Consider the following 15850-nt stretch of genomic DNA (forward strand, 5'->3'; position numbering starts at 1 on the left):
ATATACCCTATAGGCAGTTCTTGTATTCAATCTGTTTCTAAACTTCAATAAGAAGTTTTTTACTTTAATGCGCAACAAAGGAATACAATCAACAATAGAACGTCGACTAGGTAAGCATCCTTAAATACATGATTTCTTTTCATCAGATAACACACAGGCTTATCCACAGATTTTGTGGATATTTTAAATTGTACATTTAATTTATTTTAATATGTGGAGTATAGCCGTCTCGACTTGAGATACCCAAAAAAATTAAACTAAAATTCAGCATGGAGAAAAATCATCTTTCATTAAGTCAAACATATTACCCTTCATTCAAGCTCAGGATTAATTAAAAAGAGAACACTTAGTAGTATTATTTTAATCAACTACCAGTTATTCTATGCCAATAATCTAAAAAATGCATCTAAGGTAAAGTATCTGTATGAATCCTAGTTCTTGGTATTATCCATCTTTAATTGCCTTATGTCTTTATGGTGCCTGGGGATACTGGGGCACAAGAGCATCAAGTTTTATTAATCCACTTTCAATTACCTTTTATTCCAGTATAGGCGTACTTATTTCGGGTATTATTGCTTTGATATTACTGGACTTTAAATTGGATATTTGCCCTAAAGGAGGCACGTATGGTTTATTGAATGGCTTAGCTAGCGGTATCGCCTGTATTTTCTTCATTATGGCATTACGTAATGGACCTACAATGCCCGTAGTATTAGTCACATCGATGTATCCAATGATTACTTTATTATTATCAGTTGTATTTCTCAAACAAGGGCTCAGTTTAAAACATGGATTAGGAATGATCTTTGCGATTCTAGCTCTAATTTTATTTGCTACAGAATAATAATAATTATTGATTGGTGCCCAGGGCCGGAATCGAACCGGCATGGTGTTACCACCGAGGGATTTTAAGTCCCTTGCGTCTACCTGTTTCGCCACCTGGGCAATCATTTTATGGAGGCTGAGGCCGGAATCGAACCGGCGTACACGGCTTTGCAGGCCGCTGCATGACCACTCTGCCACACAGCCTCATTTTGATACTTCTAAACCGACACACTCTAAAAAAAAAGCGACATGGTCGTCGCTTAATCTGGAGCGGGAAACGAGACTCGAACTCGCGACCCCAACCTTGGCAAGGTTGTGCTCTACCAACTGAGCTATTCCCGCGTCTCTACGGGGTGTGATTCTACCTAAAATTAATTCTCTGTCAATAATAAAATTAATTTTTTTTCGTTAATTCTGGCCATGCAATTGCTAAGTAGATAATCATAGACCAAATAGTTAAAATTGCAGCCACATAAAGCAGTACAAAACCGAAAATTCCACCCCAAGAATCCAATGAATTAAACGCCAATAATAAAAATAAAGCGACCATCTGTAAAAAAGTTTTTATTTTACCTACATATCCTACAGTGACACTTGCTCGTCTACCTATCTCAGCCATCCACTCGCGTAATGCTGAAATCACAATTTCGCGTCCGACAATAACAATTGCAGGAATCGTAATGTAATGAATATTGTTAGCGCCGACTAATAACAACAAACTGGTAGAAACCAATAACTTATCTGCAACGGGATCAAGAAAAGCACCAAAAGGGGACATCATTTGCAACCGCCTTGCTAAATAACCATCCAACCAATCAGTAAAGCTTGCTAAAGCAAAAATACTTGCGGCCAAAGCATAAGCAAATTTAAATGGCAAATAAAAAACAATCACTAACACTGGGATCAGAACAATGCGCAGCAAAGTTAATAAATTGGGCAAACTGGTTAATGTACTCAACGCTTGATACTCCCTTTTACATATGACTAAATAGAGCACACTCCGTCCAATGAGCAGCTCCCAAATAATAAATAGGTACTATAACTCAATTATCTCTCGTTACATTTAAAAAATCAGCTACCTGTTTATAATCATCAAATACGACTAAAGCTCCTGCTGCTTTAAGTACAGCCTCTTGCTGATGGTAAATATCCACTCCTACAGCCGCTACTTTGAGAATTCGTGCCATTTCCATATCCGTAGGTGAATCACCTATCATCAAAGTTGTATCCGGAGTCACTCCGGTTTCCTCTATAATTTCTTCCAACATCTGCGGGCAAGGCTTTGCTGGAACTTGTCCTGCAGAGCGCGTTACTTGAAATATCTTATCAAGTTTTGTGGCTTGCAAGGCACGCGATAAAGATTGATGTCCTTTATTCGTTGCAATGGCTAACTTTATCTGAGCTTCATGTAATTGAGAAATAAGTTCACGAACACCTGGCATTAAGCACACATCTAATGGACGAGAATACATGGCTTGTTGCACAGCGAGCAATAATTGTTGGTGCTGTACCGAGGATAGGTGGGGATATGCTTTCTTCAATGCTTGTACTAAACCCAAATCTACATATTTTCTCGCTTCAAAAGAATCAAAATCACCAAAACCCAGCAAATTTGCTTCTGTAGAAACTACATGTAAGACTACTCCCAAAGTATCTGCAATAGTACCTTCCCAGTCAAATACTACCAACTCATATGGATTGCTCATCGAACACTACGCTCCTCGCACGCAATTGTTTTAGTGTAGTAGAAAATTGTTCGTCTGCATCGGCATGAAACAAATGCTTTTTTCCGTTCAATTCAAATTGAATGGATCGTGAATGTAAAAAAAGACGATATTGCTGATTATCTATCCCTTCTACTTGTCCTGCAAGTGCTCCATATTTTTTATCTCCGACAATAACATGTCCTAAATGGGCACTATGTACGCGGATTTGATGAGTACGACCTGTTTTGGGACTGGCCTCAACCCAACAGGCCTGTTCATAGTTTTCAAGAAGCTTGAATACTGTTTCGGAGGCCTTGCCTTCTTCTTTAACCTTAACGATGCGCTCACCTGATTTTAAAATATTTTTTTCGAGCGCAGCCTGAACAATTACTTGTTTTTTCCCTTCCCAACGATGAGTTAATAATGCCCAATAAGTTTTCTGAACCTCTCGAGCTTCAAGCAAAGCATGTATTGCCCTTAAAACACTTCTTTTTTTGGCGAGTAAAAGGCATCCGGAAGTTTCTTTATCTAAACGATGTATTAATTCGAGATAAGCTAAGTCAGATCGAGTTTTTCTCAAGGCCTCAATCACACCAAGGCTTAAACCACTTCCTCCATGAACTGCAATACCTGCTGGTTTATTAATTACCAGGAGACTATTATCTTCAAAAATAATAGATTCTTGCAGCCGTTTTGCTAAAGTATTACCAACAAAAACCTCTTTTGGTTCCGCCACACGAATCGGAGGAATTCGTACACTATCACCAGTATGTAATCTTGAATTAACTTGAGCTCTTTTTTTATTAACTCGGACTTCACCTGCACGTATAATTCTATAAATATGGCTTTTAGGAACACCTTTTAAAACTCGAATTAAGTAATTATCCAAACGCTGTCCGTCTTCTTCATTGTTAATTTCTTTATAACTTACTTCACTCATTGTCAATAAACCTGTTTGCTGTGTGCGATTTTTTTGATATGATCGCCAGTAGCATGGAAAATTTTCATGCAACCGAATTATAACGCATAAATAGAAAAAAAGCGTGACTATTTACTTTTAAAGTATATATAGATAATTGAGGAAATTGGGCCATTAAGCCAACCTACATATATTTTAAATGTAGTTACAAGAAAAATAGCGCTTCCATTTAAGCTTAAAGATATAAGGAAGCGACCCAATGCCAGGGCTAAATTGATCATATTTTTGACAGAAACCTATGCATGCCAGACATGCTTTATACCGATTACGAATTATTTCAGGGCTACCACACGCCATTGGCTTACTTTTTCAACCCACTTAACTCGTAACCAGTATATTTCACAGTGTGCACCTTTTATTAGATCTTTTTCGAAACGTTTTCCAAAGAAGAAAGTGCAAGGAAATACGGAATACCCGACTAAAATGTCCACGACAAAGCACGGGGACTCGGGAGCCATGTTGACAAAGCAATTCGCTTTGACCTTAGCGTTTCAAAAGTCTATTGTACAGGGAACATGCATGAGGTCTGTCCACAAGGCTATGGGCTCGCCTAAAGATCACATCACTTATTGTTCAATCCCAGCTGAAGCTGGTCTATTACCGGCTTATGGTGAAATGACTAAATTTTCAAGCAATTGCAATAAAGCATACCTCTCCATGCAGCAACGAAGTATCGAAAATTTAGCACCCAGACAAGAGAATAGGAATGTCAGCCATCGCATTGAACCTCTAAGGAGTGAGCCTTATACACAGGCCTATTTACAATTCGCTAAGTTGGGACAAAATACCATGGTTTTCGAGCAATGTAGTGCAGCATAAATAAACTATGTAAGCACCATAGCACAGAAAATCGAGATATTTTGTTCAAGATAGTAGATTTATAAATAGTCCTTATCTCATCTTAAATGACAGCGCCCTAAATATGGGGTAAATAGATGGAAAAAATGTTAATCAATGCAATGCAAACTGAAGAAGTTCGTGTTGCACTTATTAAAGATAAATACTTATTTGATCTGGATATTGAATGTCCGGGTGAAGTGAAAAAAAAGGGTAATATTTACAAAGCGACAGTTACCCGTAGAGAACCTAGTCTCGATGCCATTTTTGTAGAATATGGCGCCAAGCGTCAGGGTTTTCTACCTCTAAAAGAAATTGCACCTGAATATTTAAGTAAAAATCCAGAGGAATTTGGCGATGAAAAACCACCAATCACGTCGTTAATCCGTGAAGGCCAAGAATTATTAGTTCAGGTTGATAAAGAAGAGCGTGGCAGCAAAGGTGCAGCACTTACAACCTTTATTACTTTAGCAGGTTGCTATCTAGTTCTCATGCCTAATAACCCCCGTTCCGGCGGCATTTCGCGACGTATAGAAGGTGAAGAGAGAGATGAACTTCGAGAAACACTTAACGCGCTGGTCCTCCCTGAAGACATGGGGCTCATTATTCGAACAGCCGGTGTTGGCAAAAGTCAGGAAGAATTGCAAGATGATCTGAATATGCTGTGTAATCAGTGGCAATCGATCAAACAAGCTTATAATACAGAACTAGCTCCTTGCTTGATTCACCAAGAAGGTGATGTAATTATCCGTTCAATCCGTGACAATTTACGCAAATCAATTAGCGAAATCATCATTGATGATCAGATTTCCTATATTAAAGCAAAACAGTATATTGAACGAGTCAAACCTGAGTTTTTACCCAACTTAAAACTCTATAATAGCAGCATTCCTTTATTTAATTTCTATCAAATCGAAAGCCAAATAGAAACGGCATATCAACGACAGGTTATGCTACCCTCTGGAGGTGCGTTGGTCATTGATAGAACTGAAGCACTGGTTTCAATTGATGTAAACTCTGCCAAAGCAACAGGCGGTGCCGATATTGAAGCAACAGCTTTAAATACCAATATAGAGGCAGCAGACGAAATCGCACGTCAATTACGTCTACGTGATCTAGGTGGTTTAGTAGTGATTGATTTTATTGATATGAGTTCCAGTAAAAATCAACGCGAGGTTGAAAGCCGCTTAAAAGAAGCGTTACAAGCCGACCGCGCACGTATTCAAGTTGGTCGTATCTCTCGTTTTGGTCTTTTAGAAATGTCTCGTCAACGATTGAGGCTATCTCTTGGTGAAAGTGCTCAGGAGGTTTGTCCTCGTTGTGAAGGACGTGGTACTGTTCGTAATATTCAGTCACATGGCTTATCCATTGCACGACTTATCGAAGAAGAAGCATTGAAAGAAAAAACTGCTGAGATACAGGTTCAGCTTCCTCCTGAAATGGCTACTTTCATTATGAATGAAAAGCGTAATTACATTAGAGACATCGAAAAAAGACATAGTGTGTCTGTAATGATCATTGCAAATCCTTATATGCACTTACCTCAATATTCAATTACTCGTTTGAAAGAGGATAACGTAGGAAAATCTAAAAAACCAAGTTATAGCTTAATTCAACAACCTGAATTACAAATTTCGAGCAGTGAAGCAAACACTTCTTTACAAGATGAACCAGCGGTCAAATCTTTTGTCGAACATCAACCCGTGAAAAGTGCTCAAACAAGCTTCATCAAGCGATTATGGACTAGTTTATTTGGTGGACATACCGATTCAGCTGTTTCCGCCACTCAGAGTCATTCCCAAAAAATGCAAAACCGCGGTCACGCTCATGCTAAGTCATCTAAAAGCCCTTCTGGTTCTGGCGACAGAAAATCTCCAAACCGTAGACGCCGATCGATTGGATCGCAACAACGAACAAATACAGGTAGTGGTTCATCAGGTCCTGGCGTGCATCGTAAAAAAACGAGTCAGCCACAACAATCGAATAAAGCCCCTGCTCGGAATGAAAACAATAAAAAAAGAGAACCTGCGATAAAAGAATAGATGTAATTTCCAGCCTCAACGGAACTCATTCCGTTGAGGCGCCAGCATCAATGTGATGTTTTTCGCAATATATCTATACACTAACATGGAGAGTTTGAAATGATACCCGTCAAAGGTTACGCTGCCCAAAGTGCAAAAAGCCCCCTTACTCCTTATTCCTTTAATCGTCGTGAAGTAGGTGAAAATGACGTTTTAATTGATATTCATTATTGTGGTATCTGCCACTCAGATATCCATCTTGTAAAAGGCGAATGGGAGGGTAGTATATTTCCAATGGTTCCTGGTCATGAAATTATTGGCCTTGTCAGTCAAATAGGATCTTCTGTTACTCAATTTAAAGTAGGTGACCGAGTAGGTGTTGGTTGTTTTGTAGATTCCTGTCGCCAGTGTGAAAACTGTCATGAAGGACTCGAGCAATTTTGCGATAAAGGCATGACTTTAACTTATAACTCTATAGAATCTAATGAAAATAATACGACCAAAGGGGGTTATTCCACTAAGATAGTTGTGGATGAAAATTATATTTTAAAAATTCCATCAAACTTACCTCTAGATGCGGCAGCTCCCCTACTCTGTGCAGGAATAACTCTATATTCACCGCTAAAACATTGGCAAGTGGGCCCTGGGAAACGAGTAGCGATTTTAGGTTTAGGTGGCCTTGGACATATGGGAGTAAAACTCGCCCATGCAATGGGTGCTGAAGTGAGCGTACTTAGTCATTCACTTAACAAAGAAGCTGATGGCAAACGCATGGGAGCAAATCATTTTTTTGCCACTTCTGATTCAAAAACTTTTGAACAATTAACTAATTATTTTGATCTCATTATTTGCACTGTCTCCGCCAAAATAGATTGGAATGAATATCTCAAACTACTAAAACGTGATGGAACTATGGTTGTTGTGGGTATTCCAGAAGAGCCAGCTCTGATTAATTCATTTTCTTTGATAGAGCGTCGCAGAAATTTATCAGGTTCGTTGATTGGCGGCATCAAAGAAACCCAAGAAATGCTTGATTTCTGTGGCAAACACAACATAGTCTCTGACATTGAACTAATTCCCATTCATAAAGTCAATGAAGCTTATGAACGCGTTTTGAAAAGTGATGTTCGCTATCGTTTTGTTATTGATATTGCTTCACTTTCATAAAATTAGGAGTGCATTCGGGATAAGAAAGCGAATATTCGTTCGGGCTGAGGAATACAGCCATTGACTTAAGGTACTTGTTGTCGTCCTCGCAAAAACAAGGACTCATTTTGATGTAGACACAATACTCAAAAAACGAGGTAATCAATCGCTACAGGAAGTTATATTGAGCTCCTCTATGTTTCAAATCAACACTTCAGCTATGGGACTGCAGTCAATGATGCAGTTCCAAATAAACTCAAAATTAAAAATGTTAAAAAAATAACGATAAATAAAAAGAAAAGTACTTTCGCAATACTAGTGGCCGTAGATGCAATACCTCGAAAACCAAACAAACCTGCTACTAGAGCAATAACTAAAAATATAAGGGCCCACTTGAGCATGATGATCTCCTTATCGAGAAAAATAAATATTCTTGCAAATCCTTCTCATTGAGAATTTTTATCTGCGTCCTCATGCTGTGAGAAAAGAACCTCATTTAGGCATGAATGGCACCTTACTTTTGAGTATAGCCGAAAAAAGAAATAACCTAAAAAAACAGAGGTGTACAAATTTGTTGATTTACATTTATTACGTCCTCTTCCGGCTTGATCGGAAGATCCAAGTTCTTTGCTCAATCAATAGATCCTTCGGTCAAGTCCAAGGATAACGAAACTCTAGCATAATAAGACATCAACAATTTGATACATAACCTAAAACACACTGTTGAATCATGAGGAATAACTCTAGAGGATAGTAAACTTACAAACCTGTAGCAATAGGATTAACACCAATATTAGGATTTATGCCACAGTCATCGAGAATTTTAAGTAAATTATTCCCTCTTTTGGTTAAGCGTTTAATACAATATTCTTCAAGATAGCTTTTTAAAATGTATTCATATTCAGGTAAGGCCAAAACTTTGAGTATTTTTTCGGCCATTTCCAAGTCCCGCTTATTCGCATAATCGCAAGCTTGAAATAAAACACCCCCTAGCATTGCAGCAAGACTTGCCTTACGAGTTGGCTCTGCCAAATGAAAACGCTGAATGCACTCATCAATTGCCCTTTCCTTATCCCATACGACCCACTCATCATAAAAAGCTAGAGCGGGGTTAGGATTAAACTGAGTTGTTTTCTCCAATTCTTGAATAGCATAAGCCACTGCTACTATAGCTTGGATATTAGCCCAGGAACAATTACCACTGATCTGTGAACTAATAGGCATTTTTGCTACAGGAATTAATCCTAATTGTTGGTTGATCATTTGATGAAAATAAGTCCTTGCTTGCTTTTTATATAAAAAATCGTTCAAAAAATAAACATCAAAAGCTTCCTGTCTCGTGATTTTATAAATATTGACGCTACCTTCTTTTAGACTGTTTTCACCCCTATCAATTTTAGCCCACCATTGTCCCAAACGGATAAAGCCCATAGCATGACCGCGACTTGCCGCGGGGAGAATTAACATGGATGTGTTTAAGAGAGTCTGCAACCGACTAAGATGCTGCTTCTCCAAAAACGGCAAATGCTGATATTGCAAAAGTTCTTCGGCAATAGTAAATGCATCAATGATGGCATGAGCAAATGGAAAATATTCTCGTAAATGTCGTGTTGAAAAACTACTAATAAAACGCTTTAGAGCATCTTTTATTGCAGAAACAGTAAATTCTAGAATAAAACCTTCATAATCCAGTTCGATAAATTCGTCCTTGGCGTTAACTATATCTACATCACCTTGCAATTCGAACCGATGTCCCAAAAGTTTGCCATTAATGAAATCCAGCGCAAAATCAAGCTTTGCCCCATAATTATAGAGCAAGTGTTTGAGTACATCCTGACCACGGAGTACCGGATAGACCAATACAGAAAGTCCATTGCGCGTATAGGCATTAGGATCCGCTCCATTATTCAATAATAGACGTGCAAACGCCACATCGTTATTATCCACAACCCAATGCAAAGGAGTACGTCCAGTTACATCAGCTTTATTTACATCCACTTTGCGACTAATTAACTGTTCGGCAATTTCAATTTGACGAGTAATAGCACACTCAATTAACGGCGTAAAACCATACTCATCAATGTCATCTAACGATTCTCCTGCCCGAAGATAAGATTCAAAATCAGGCATTTGATGACTGATTATGTCACTTGCAATTGTCATTGAGGTCCTTTAGGTCTAGGTGTATTCGTAAATTTAGGCATATGCCCTAAACGCAGTTGCTTTTCTTGTTCTTGGTTACGTCGTTCATTATCAAATTCTCGTCGCGCCTCGGTATTTAAAGGAGGTTCGGGATTTAAAGGAGAGTCAACACCATCAAAACGCTGACTGTTTAACTCTGGATGTTGCAAAATGCTATTTTGCAATTCGCCTTCAGGGCTAGGCTGCGCTTCTTGGTTAGAATGCTCACGCGCTTTTACCGATGCTAACCGTCGCTCCCCTTGTTGTTCAGCTAAGCGTCTTTGTCTTTCCATTGCCTTAGTTTCTGTAGCTAAAATGGATTCTTTTTCGATACGAGTAAGTTCAGGAAGCTCATAAATTTTTTTAAGCAAAACATATACGGCGTTAATACCGCCATCTTTAGGATTTGCACTATGAAAAGCTGCCACCTCCGCAATCTGAGGTAACCAGTGATTAATTAAATTCTTTAATAAAGGAAAAGCATTTTTATGACTTTTTGTACCATGAATAATGAGTAGTGAGTGTTTCTTATTTTTTACTTGTTTTTGAATAAATTTTAACAAAGCCTTACGGGCATCTTCTGTCTGTAAACCCGAAAGATCCAACTTTGCATCCCAGGGAATTTGCCCTGTTTTTAATTCATGAAATTGCTTACCAGAGATACTCGGCGTCACATAAGATAAAACAGCATGAGCAAGAACCGGCTCTTCAATATCATCAGTTAAATAATATTCGTTTAGCATATACTTCAAAATATCCAATCGCGTTAATCAAAGTATAACTTAGGTTATAAAAAGTAGGAGGATTTTTTAAGCGTTCTAATTATCATTCGAAATGAATGATAGATAAACAACCCACCTTCCCTCATCAAGGAGAAGGTGACCAAAATCATCAATAGATACTTTTATTATAGCATTCATTTATAAAGCTTAGGTTTGAACATATCGTAGCTCGAATCAAGACTTAATGGATAAACCAAAACTAAAGGTGCAATTAATTACAAAAATTCTCTTTGTAAAACTTCAGCAATTTGCACCGCATTAGATGCAGCACCTTTACGAATATTATCTGCTACAACCCATAAATTTAGTCCATTTGGATGTGAAATATCAGCACGAATCCGACCTACAAATACTTCATCACGGCCTATAGCATTTTTTATTGCTGTTGGATAACTTGCTTTACTTATATTATCAATCACCTTAACACCAGGCGCTTTGGAAAGAATGGCACGAGCCTCTTCTGCAGTCATTGCTCTTTTTAGCTCTATATGAATGGCCTCAGAATGCCCATAAATAACAGGAACTCGAACAGCAGTAGGATTAACCATAATATGCTCATCTTCCATAATCTTACGTGTTTCCCATACCATTTTCATTTCTTCACGGGTATAGCCATTATCTTCAAATTGATCAATATGAGGAATAGCATTAAAAGCGATTTGTTGGGAGTAAACATTGATCTGAGGAGGCTTACCATTTAATAAATCGCCCACTTGTGACACAAGTTCACTAATGGCTTTTTTTCCAGTACCCGAAACAGACTGATATGTGGCAACATTGATACGGGAAATTCCTGCCGCATCGTGTAAAGGTTTTAAAGCAACAACCATCTGGATGGTGGAGCAATTAGGATTTGCAATAATACCTCTGTTTTTATATTCAGAAATACGATGGGGATTCACCTCCGGAACGACAAGAGGAATATCGTCTTCATAACGAAAACATGAGCTATTATCAACAACGACACAACCGCTCGCAGCAGCTTTGGGAGCATACTCCTTAGAGACAGAACCTCCAGCCGAGAATAAAGCGATATCCGCCTTGCTAAAATCAAATTCTGCTAAATCTAAAACATCCAATTCATTATTTTTAAACACTACTGTTTTGCCAACAGAGCGAGAACTTGCCAAAGGATAAAGAGTCTTTACAGGAAAATTTCTTTCTTCCAATACCGTTAAAAAAGTTTCTCCTACAGCGCCAGTAGCACCCACGATGGCTACATTTAATTCTCTACTCATTATAACCTCACTCTATGTTTCTATTAATTGTATCCTTGATAAGGCCACACATCCCACCATAGGTTATCCCTTTATCGCCTTATGTCTTAAATAATGATCCATTAATACCAAAGCCATCATTGCTTCGGCTATAGGTACAGCTCGAATCCCCACGCAAGGGTCATGTCGTCCCTTAGTTACTACAGTAACCTCTTCTCCAAAAACATTGAGCGTTTTTCCTGGAGTAGTAATACTTGATGTAGGTTTTAATGCAATGCTTACTTCTATATTTTGTCCTGTAGAGATGCCTCCTAAAATCCCACCTGCATTATTACTCAAAAAACCCAAATGCGACATTTCATCTCGATGTACTGAACCAAGTTGATGAACAGCAGCAAAGCCGGCACCAACTTCAACACCTTTAACCGCATTAATTGACATCATCGCATAGGCTAATGTCGCATCCAGTTTATCGAACACTGGATCGCCTAGTCCTACAGGTACATTACGAGCAATAACTTTCACTCGAGCTCCAACTGAATCTCCCCGCCTTCTTAGTTGTTCTACTGCATACTCAAGATTCTGAACTTGTGTCTTATTAGGACAAAAAAAAGGATTATTATGAATCTCTGCCTCATCATTAACGTCTAAAACCAAATCTCCCATTTGTTGTAAGTAACCCACAATATCAATTTTTAAATGATGTTGTAGATACAAACGAGCGATTGCACCAGCTGCAACTCGTGCCGCGGTTTCGCGTGCTGAAGATCGGCCTCCACCACGATAATCCCGATGTCCGTATTTATGATGATAGGTAAAATCGGCATGTCCTGGACGAAATAAATTTTTGATTTCTTCATAATCTCTGGAACGTTGATCTGTATTTGGAATCAACAAGGCAATAGGCGCACCTGTTGTTTTTTCTTCAAAAACGCCAGAGAGGATTTGCACTTTATCATCTTCTCTTCTTTGGGTAGTGTATTTAGACTGGCCCGGTTTGCGTTTATCAAGAAAGGGTTGAATATCTTCAGCCTGCAACGCTAATCCAGAGGGGCAACCATCTACGACACAACCAATAGCTGGACCATGGCTTTCGCCAAATGTAGTGACTGTAAATAAAGTTCCAAAAGTATTACCTGACATTAAAATACTCATCGAGTTGTTGTTTCGTTAATAAAAACACACCATGTCCACCATGGCTCATTTCCAACCAAGTGAAGGGGACATGTGGATATGCCTCACATAAGGTTTCTTCACTATTTCCTACTTCTACAATCAAAATACCGTGCTCACTCAAGTAAGCATGGGCATTTTGCAAAATGCTTTCCACAATAGTCAAACCATTATTCCCGGTTTCTAAAGCTAAAACAGGCTCATGACGAAATTCATCCGGTAAAGTTTGCATCTCCTCTTTACCCACATAAGGAGGATTACAGACAATTAAATCATAGTTTACTTGCGGTACTTTGGTGAAACAATCCGATTCAATTAAAGTAAGTTGTTCTTCAACACCTAATTGTTCACGATTTATTGCAGCAACAGCAAGTGCTTCACTAGAAATATCCGTAGCATCAACTTGAGCATCAGGAAAAGCATAACAACAAGCGATCGCAATACATCCACTACCAGTACATAAATCCAAAATACGATGTACCTTATCCGCATCGATCCATGGAGAAAATTCATTTTTAATCAGTTCTGCGATAGGCGAACGCGGAATCAAGACCCGTTCATCCACATAAAAAGGTAAATCACAAAAGTAAGCTTCTTTTATTAAATAAGGCACGGGTACACGCTGATTAATACGTTTTTCCAATTGCTGGCATAAATATTTTTTTTCGCTTGTAGTCAAACGAGCATTTAACCAATTAGATTCAATATCATAAGGTAATAAAAGGCTTCTTAGAATTAAAGAATGCATATCATCCCACGCATTATCTGTACCATGACCATAAAACAAATTAGTATTCATCGCACAGGACACACTAAACCGTAAAAAATCTAAAATAGTGATTAACTCTTCCGTTTCTTTAAGTATATAGCTGCTCATAGAGGTTCATTCTCATCCAGAAAAAGTACAAATTGTACCCTATGTTAAGTAACAAATGTAGCCTAGCAATGCAACACCCGTACTCAAGAATTTTAACGATACTCAGGGTTTCTACCTATCTAATTTTCAAGATATACTTAAATATAATCTTTAAATTCTAGCAAAAAATGGCTGATAATTCTGTGTCAGATGAGGACAAAGCGCTTTTTCGCGAATGCATGCGCTCAGTAAAACCACTTCATGAAAAAACAAAACGTGTCTCAACAAAGACTCAACCCCCGAGGCAACCTCAAAAAAGCACCTGCAAGGAAGAAAAAAAAGAATATTACTTATCGGATATGATTATTGAAACAGTTCTTTCTGAAACCATTCTTTCGTATTCTCAACCCAGCCTTTCACTCCAACGATTCAAAGCGTTAAAAAAAGGACAAATCCCATGGGAAGCTCGATTAGACTTACATGGTCTAAAAAGTGAAAACGCCAGAGAGATGCTTTGTCAGTTCATTCAAACACAAGCGGAACAGGGAAAAAGATGCTTATTAATTATTCACGGTAAAGGGGGAATTCAGGGCGCCCCTCCTGTAATAAAAAATCTCCTTAATCGCTGGTTGCCCCAAATAAATGAAGTCATCGCTTTTCACAGTGCGTTGCCTAAAGATGGCGGCAGCGGAGCAATTTATGTTTTTCTGAAAAGAAAAAGATAAGATCCGTAAGATCGTGCACGATCCTCATCCTTTACTTGCGTTCACTCTCTATTCTGGGGATAATTCGCTACATTAATAAAACATCAAGAGCGGAACATGGAACATTTAGGTCAATTTATTATAAATCACTGGCAACTATGGTTAGCCCTAATTGTGATTTTGTTGTTAACCTTTATTAATGAATTAATCACCCAAAAAAAGAAAGCTAAAGAACTGACTCCTCAAGCAGCTGTAGATTTAATTAACAATGAAAATGCTGTAGTGATTGATTTTCGTGACAAAGAAGCATTCAAACAAGGTCATATTATTGATTCTATAAATGCTAAAAGTGACGATTTTGAACAACAAAAAATGAACAAATTCAAAAATAAACCTATTATTTTAGTGGGTGCTCGAGCCATAGATACACAAACCATCGCGAAAAAAATACAAACGCAAGGTTATCAAGCTTTAGTGCTTAGTGGAGGAATCGCTGCCTGGCAAGAGGCAGATCTACCCTTAGTGAAAGGAAAATAAGGTTATGGCTGAAATAATCATGTACAGTACTGGCTATTGCCCTTACTGCACCAGAGCAAGAGAGTTATTCCAACAGAAAAACACTTTGTTTACTGATATTCGTGTTGATTTACACCCCGAATTACGTGAGGAAATGATAACCAAAAGTGGTAGACGTACCGTGCCACAAATTTTCATCGATGGCCAACATATTGGGGGCTGCGATGACTTATATGCCCTGGATGCCCAGGGAAAACTCGATCAATTACTAAAAGGATAGTGATATTATGAACGAACAAGCAAACCAGGTGCCACAAAACAATGAAACCCAATTTATGATTCAAAGAGTCTATGTTAAAGATTTATCCTTTGAAACACCGAATACTCCTGCTGTTTTTCAACAACAATGGGAACCTGAACTGAATCTTGATCTGAATACCACCACAACCAAACTAGAAGAAAATGTTTTTGAAGTTGTATTAACAGTAACTGCCACCGTAACCAATCAAAAAAGTACTGCCTTTTTAGTGGAAGTCAAACAAGCAGGTATTTTTACTATCCAAGGAGCTCCAGAGAATCAACTGGATCATTTACTAAACAGCTTCTGCCCCAATATCCTATTCCCTTACGCACGTGAAGCAATAACTTCTCAAGTTATTCATGGCAGCTTCCCACAACTGGTACTAGCGCCTATTAATTTTGATGCTTTATACATGCAACAACTTGCAGAAAAACAAAAATCAGGCCAAGCTAAAGAAGAAACCACCCACTAAAAATAAAATAGTGTACGGAAGTAGGCAGGCATACCATCATTAAGTTAAGAAAATCGTCATTCCCGCGTAAGCGGGAATCTATTTTAATGCAGTAATGGATTTAATATATCCTTAGTTGTGCTTGTCAGGCAGAA

Annotated in this window: 17 protein-coding genes and 3 tRNA genes; 8 read left to right on the forward strand and 12 right to left on the reverse strand. The window is 38.3% G+C overall.

All coding sequences use genetic code 11. From position 1 onward, the window contains the following. Positions 1-424: 424 nt before the first annotated feature. A complete protein-coding gene (locus tag Lsan_RS08270) occupies positions 425-844 on the forward strand; it encodes an EamA family transporter (RefSeq protein ID WP_058513951.1) in 420 nt (139 codons plus the stop codon). A gap of 14 nt (positions 845-858) precedes the next feature. On the opposite strand, the gene Lsan_RS08275 is transcribed toward Lsan_RS08270, so the two are convergent. The 6 genes from Lsan_RS08275 to Lsan_RS08300 form a co-directional block, all read right to left on the reverse strand. Next, positions 859-945, reverse strand: a tRNA-Leu gene (locus Lsan_RS08275). Positions 946-955: 10 nt separating this feature from the next. Further along, positions 956-1029 (reverse strand) — tRNA-Cys (locus Lsan_RS08280). A 62-nt stretch (positions 1030-1091) separates the two neighbouring features. Continuing rightward, positions 1092-1167: transfer RNA gene (locus tag Lsan_RS08285), tRNA-Gly, on the reverse strand. A 52-nt stretch (positions 1168-1219) separates the two neighbouring features. After that, entirely contained in the window at positions 1220-1783 is a 564-nt protein-coding gene (pgsA, locus tag Lsan_RS08290) for a CDP-diacylglycerol--glycerol-3-phosphate 3-phosphatidyltransferase (RefSeq protein WP_058513952.1), read from the reverse strand. 85 nt (positions 1784-1868) lie between these two features. Continuing rightward, positions 1869-2531 carry an HAD family hydrolase gene (locus Lsan_RS08295; protein ID WP_058513953.1) on the reverse strand — a complete coding sequence of 221 codons (663 nt, stop codon included), beginning with the start codon at positions 2529-2531 and terminating at the stop codon, positions 1869-1871. Then, a complete protein-coding gene (locus Lsan_RS08300) occupies positions 2515-3471 on the reverse strand; it encodes an RluA family pseudouridine synthase (protein ID WP_058513954.1) in 957 nt (318 codons plus the stop codon). Before Lsan_RS08300 ends, Lsan_RS08295 begins: the two co-directional genes overlap by 17 nt. 558 nt (positions 3472-4029) lie before the next feature. Here Lsan_RS08300 and Lsan_RS22925 point away from each other — a divergent pair. The 3 genes from Lsan_RS22925 (at position 4030) to Lsan_RS08315 (ending at position 7535) form a co-directional block, all read left to right on the forward strand. Further along, positions 4030-4329 (forward strand): hypothetical protein, encoded by a 300-nt coding sequence (locus tag Lsan_RS22925; protein WP_237762073.1) that lies wholly within the window; start codon positions 4030-4032, stop codon positions 4327-4329. Positions 4330-4445: 116 nt separating this feature from the next. Further along, positions 4446-6389: an Rne/Rng family ribonuclease gene (locus Lsan_RS08310; protein ID WP_058513956.1), complete on the forward strand. Its 1944-nt coding sequence runs from the start codon at positions 4446-4448 to the stop codon at positions 6387-6389. A gap of 99 nt (positions 6390-6488) precedes the next feature. Continuing rightward, positions 6489-7535 (forward strand): NAD(P)-dependent alcohol dehydrogenase, encoded by a 1047-nt coding sequence (locus Lsan_RS08315; protein WP_058513957.1) that lies wholly within the window; start codon positions 6489-6491, stop codon positions 7533-7535. 197 nt (positions 7536-7732) lie between these two features. On the opposite strand, the gene Lsan_RS08320 is transcribed toward Lsan_RS08315, so the two are convergent. From Lsan_RS08320 to prmB, 6 genes are all read right to left on the reverse strand, one after another. Further along, positions 7733-7915: a DUF1328 domain-containing protein gene (locus Lsan_RS08320; protein WP_058513958.1), complete on the reverse strand. Its 183-nt coding sequence runs from the start codon at positions 7913-7915 to the stop codon at positions 7733-7735. 358 nt (positions 7916-8273) lie between these two features. Then, positions 8274-9677: a Dot/Icm T4SS effector AnkH/LegA3 gene (gene ankH / locus Lsan_RS08325; RefSeq protein WP_058513959.1), complete on the reverse strand. Its 1404-nt coding sequence runs from the start codon at positions 9675-9677 to the stop codon at positions 8274-8276. Continuing rightward, positions 9674-10438 (reverse strand): Smr/MutS family protein, encoded by a 765-nt coding sequence (locus Lsan_RS08330; protein WP_058513960.1) that lies wholly within the window; start codon positions 10436-10438, stop codon positions 9674-9676. The genes ankH and Lsan_RS08330 overlap by 4 nt, the downstream gene beginning before the upstream one ends. A 254-nt stretch (positions 10439-10692) precedes the next feature. Further along, positions 10693-11715, reverse strand: coding sequence for an aspartate-semialdehyde dehydrogenase (locus Lsan_RS08335; RefSeq protein ID WP_058513961.1), 1023 nt, complete (start codon positions 11713-11715; stop codon positions 10693-10695). A gap of 63 nt (positions 11716-11778) precedes the next feature. Continuing rightward, complete coding sequence (gene aroC, locus Lsan_RS08340) at positions 11779-12837, reverse strand: chorismate synthase (RefSeq protein WP_058513962.1); 1059 nt, start codon at positions 12835-12837, stop codon at positions 11779-11781. Continuing rightward, the gene (prmB, locus tag Lsan_RS08345) at positions 12827-13744 is read right to left on the reverse strand and encodes a 50S ribosomal protein L3 N(5)-glutamine methyltransferase (protein WP_058513963.1); all 918 of its coding nucleotides are present in this window, start codon (positions 13742-13744) and stop codon (positions 12827-12829) included. Before prmB ends, aroC begins: the two co-directional genes overlap by 11 nt. Before the next feature lie 167 nt (positions 13745-13911). Between prmB and Lsan_RS08350 the strand changes: the two genes are divergently transcribed. The 4 genes from Lsan_RS08350 to secB all read left to right on the forward strand — a co-directional run bounded on the left by Lsan_RS08350 (position 13912) and on the right by secB (position 15716). Further along, positions 13912-14448 carry a Smr/MutS family protein gene (locus Lsan_RS08350; RefSeq protein WP_058513964.1) on the forward strand — a complete coding sequence of 179 codons (537 nt, stop codon included), beginning with the start codon at positions 13912-13914 and terminating at the stop codon, positions 14446-14448. 96 nt (positions 14449-14544) lie between these two features. After that, a complete protein-coding gene (locus Lsan_RS08355) occupies positions 14545-14964 on the forward strand; it encodes a rhodanese-like domain-containing protein (protein ID WP_058513965.1) in 420 nt (139 codons plus the stop codon). Positions 14965-14968: 4 nt separating this feature from the next. After that, positions 14969-15223, forward strand: coding sequence for a glutaredoxin 3 (grxC, locus tag Lsan_RS08360; RefSeq protein ID WP_058513966.1), 255 nt, complete (start codon positions 14969-14971; stop codon positions 15221-15223). 7 nt (positions 15224-15230) lie between these two features. Beyond that, positions 15231-15716: a protein-export chaperone SecB gene (secB, locus tag Lsan_RS08365; RefSeq protein WP_058513967.1), complete on the forward strand. Its 486-nt coding sequence runs from the start codon at positions 15231-15233 to the stop codon at positions 15714-15716. Positions 15717-15850: the final 134 nt, after the last annotated feature.

The organism is Legionella santicrucis (genome assembly GCF_001468135.1).
Classification (GTDB): domain Bacteria; phylum Pseudomonadota; class Gammaproteobacteria; order Legionellales; family Legionellaceae; genus Legionella; species Legionella santicrucis.

What these genes read in the sequence shown, in the direction of transcription:
- Lsan_RS08270 (WP_058513951.1), top strand. Translation starts at nt 425, where the DNA reads ATGAATCCTAGTTCTTGGTATTATCCATCTTTAATTGCCTTATGTCTT.
- Lsan_RS08295 (WP_058513953.1), bottom strand. Translation starts at nt 2,531, where the DNA reads ATGAGCAATCCATATGAGTTGGTAGTATTTGACTGGGAAGGTACTATT.
- Lsan_RS08300 (WP_058513954.1), bottom strand. Translation starts at nt 3,471, where the DNA reads ATGAGTGAAGTAAGTTATAAAGAAATTAACAATGAAGAAGACGGACAG.
- Lsan_RS22925 (WP_237762073.1), top strand. Translation starts at nt 4,030, where the DNA reads ATGAGGTCTGTCCACAAGGCTATGGGCTCGCCTAAAGATCACATCACT.
- Lsan_RS08310 (WP_058513956.1), top strand. Translation starts at nt 4,446, where the DNA reads ATGGAAAAAATGTTAATCAATGCAATGCAAACTGAAGAAGTTCGTGTT.
- Lsan_RS08315 (WP_058513957.1), top strand. Translation starts at nt 6,489, where the DNA reads ATGATACCCGTCAAAGGTTACGCTGCCCAAAGTGCAAAAAGCCCCCTT.
- Lsan_RS08320 (WP_058513958.1), bottom strand. Translation starts at nt 7,915, where the DNA reads ATGCTCAAGTGGGCCCTTATATTTTTAGTTATTGCTCTAGTAGCAGGT.
- ankH (WP_058513959.1), bottom strand. Translation starts at nt 9,677, where the DNA reads ATGACAATTGCAAGTGACATAATCAGTCATCAAATGCCTGATTTTGAA.
- Lsan_RS08330 (WP_058513960.1), bottom strand. Translation starts at nt 10,438, where the DNA reads ATGCTAAACGAATATTATTTAACTGATGATATTGAAGAGCCGGTTCTT.
- Lsan_RS08335 (WP_058513961.1), bottom strand. Translation starts at nt 11,715, where the DNA reads ATGAGTAGAGAATTAAATGTAGCCATCGTGGGTGCTACTGGCGCTGTA.
- aroC (WP_058513962.1), bottom strand. Translation starts at nt 12,837, where the DNA reads ATGTCAGGTAATACTTTTGGAACTTTATTTACAGTCACTACATTTGGC.
- prmB (WP_058513963.1), bottom strand. Translation starts at nt 13,744, where the DNA reads ATGAGCAGCTATATACTTAAAGAAACGGAAGAGTTAATCACTATTTTA.
- Lsan_RS08350 (WP_058513964.1), top strand. Translation starts at nt 13,912, where the DNA reads ATGGCTGATAATTCTGTGTCAGATGAGGACAAAGCGCTTTTTCGCGAA.
- Lsan_RS08355 (WP_058513965.1), top strand. Translation starts at nt 14,545, where the DNA reads ATGGAACATTTAGGTCAATTTATTATAAATCACTGGCAACTATGGTTA.
- grxC (WP_058513966.1), top strand. Translation starts at nt 14,969, where the DNA reads ATGGCTGAAATAATCATGTACAGTACTGGCTATTGCCCTTACTGCACC.
- secB (WP_058513967.1), top strand. Translation starts at nt 15,231, where the DNA reads ATGAACGAACAAGCAAACCAGGTGCCACAAAACAATGAAACCCAATTT.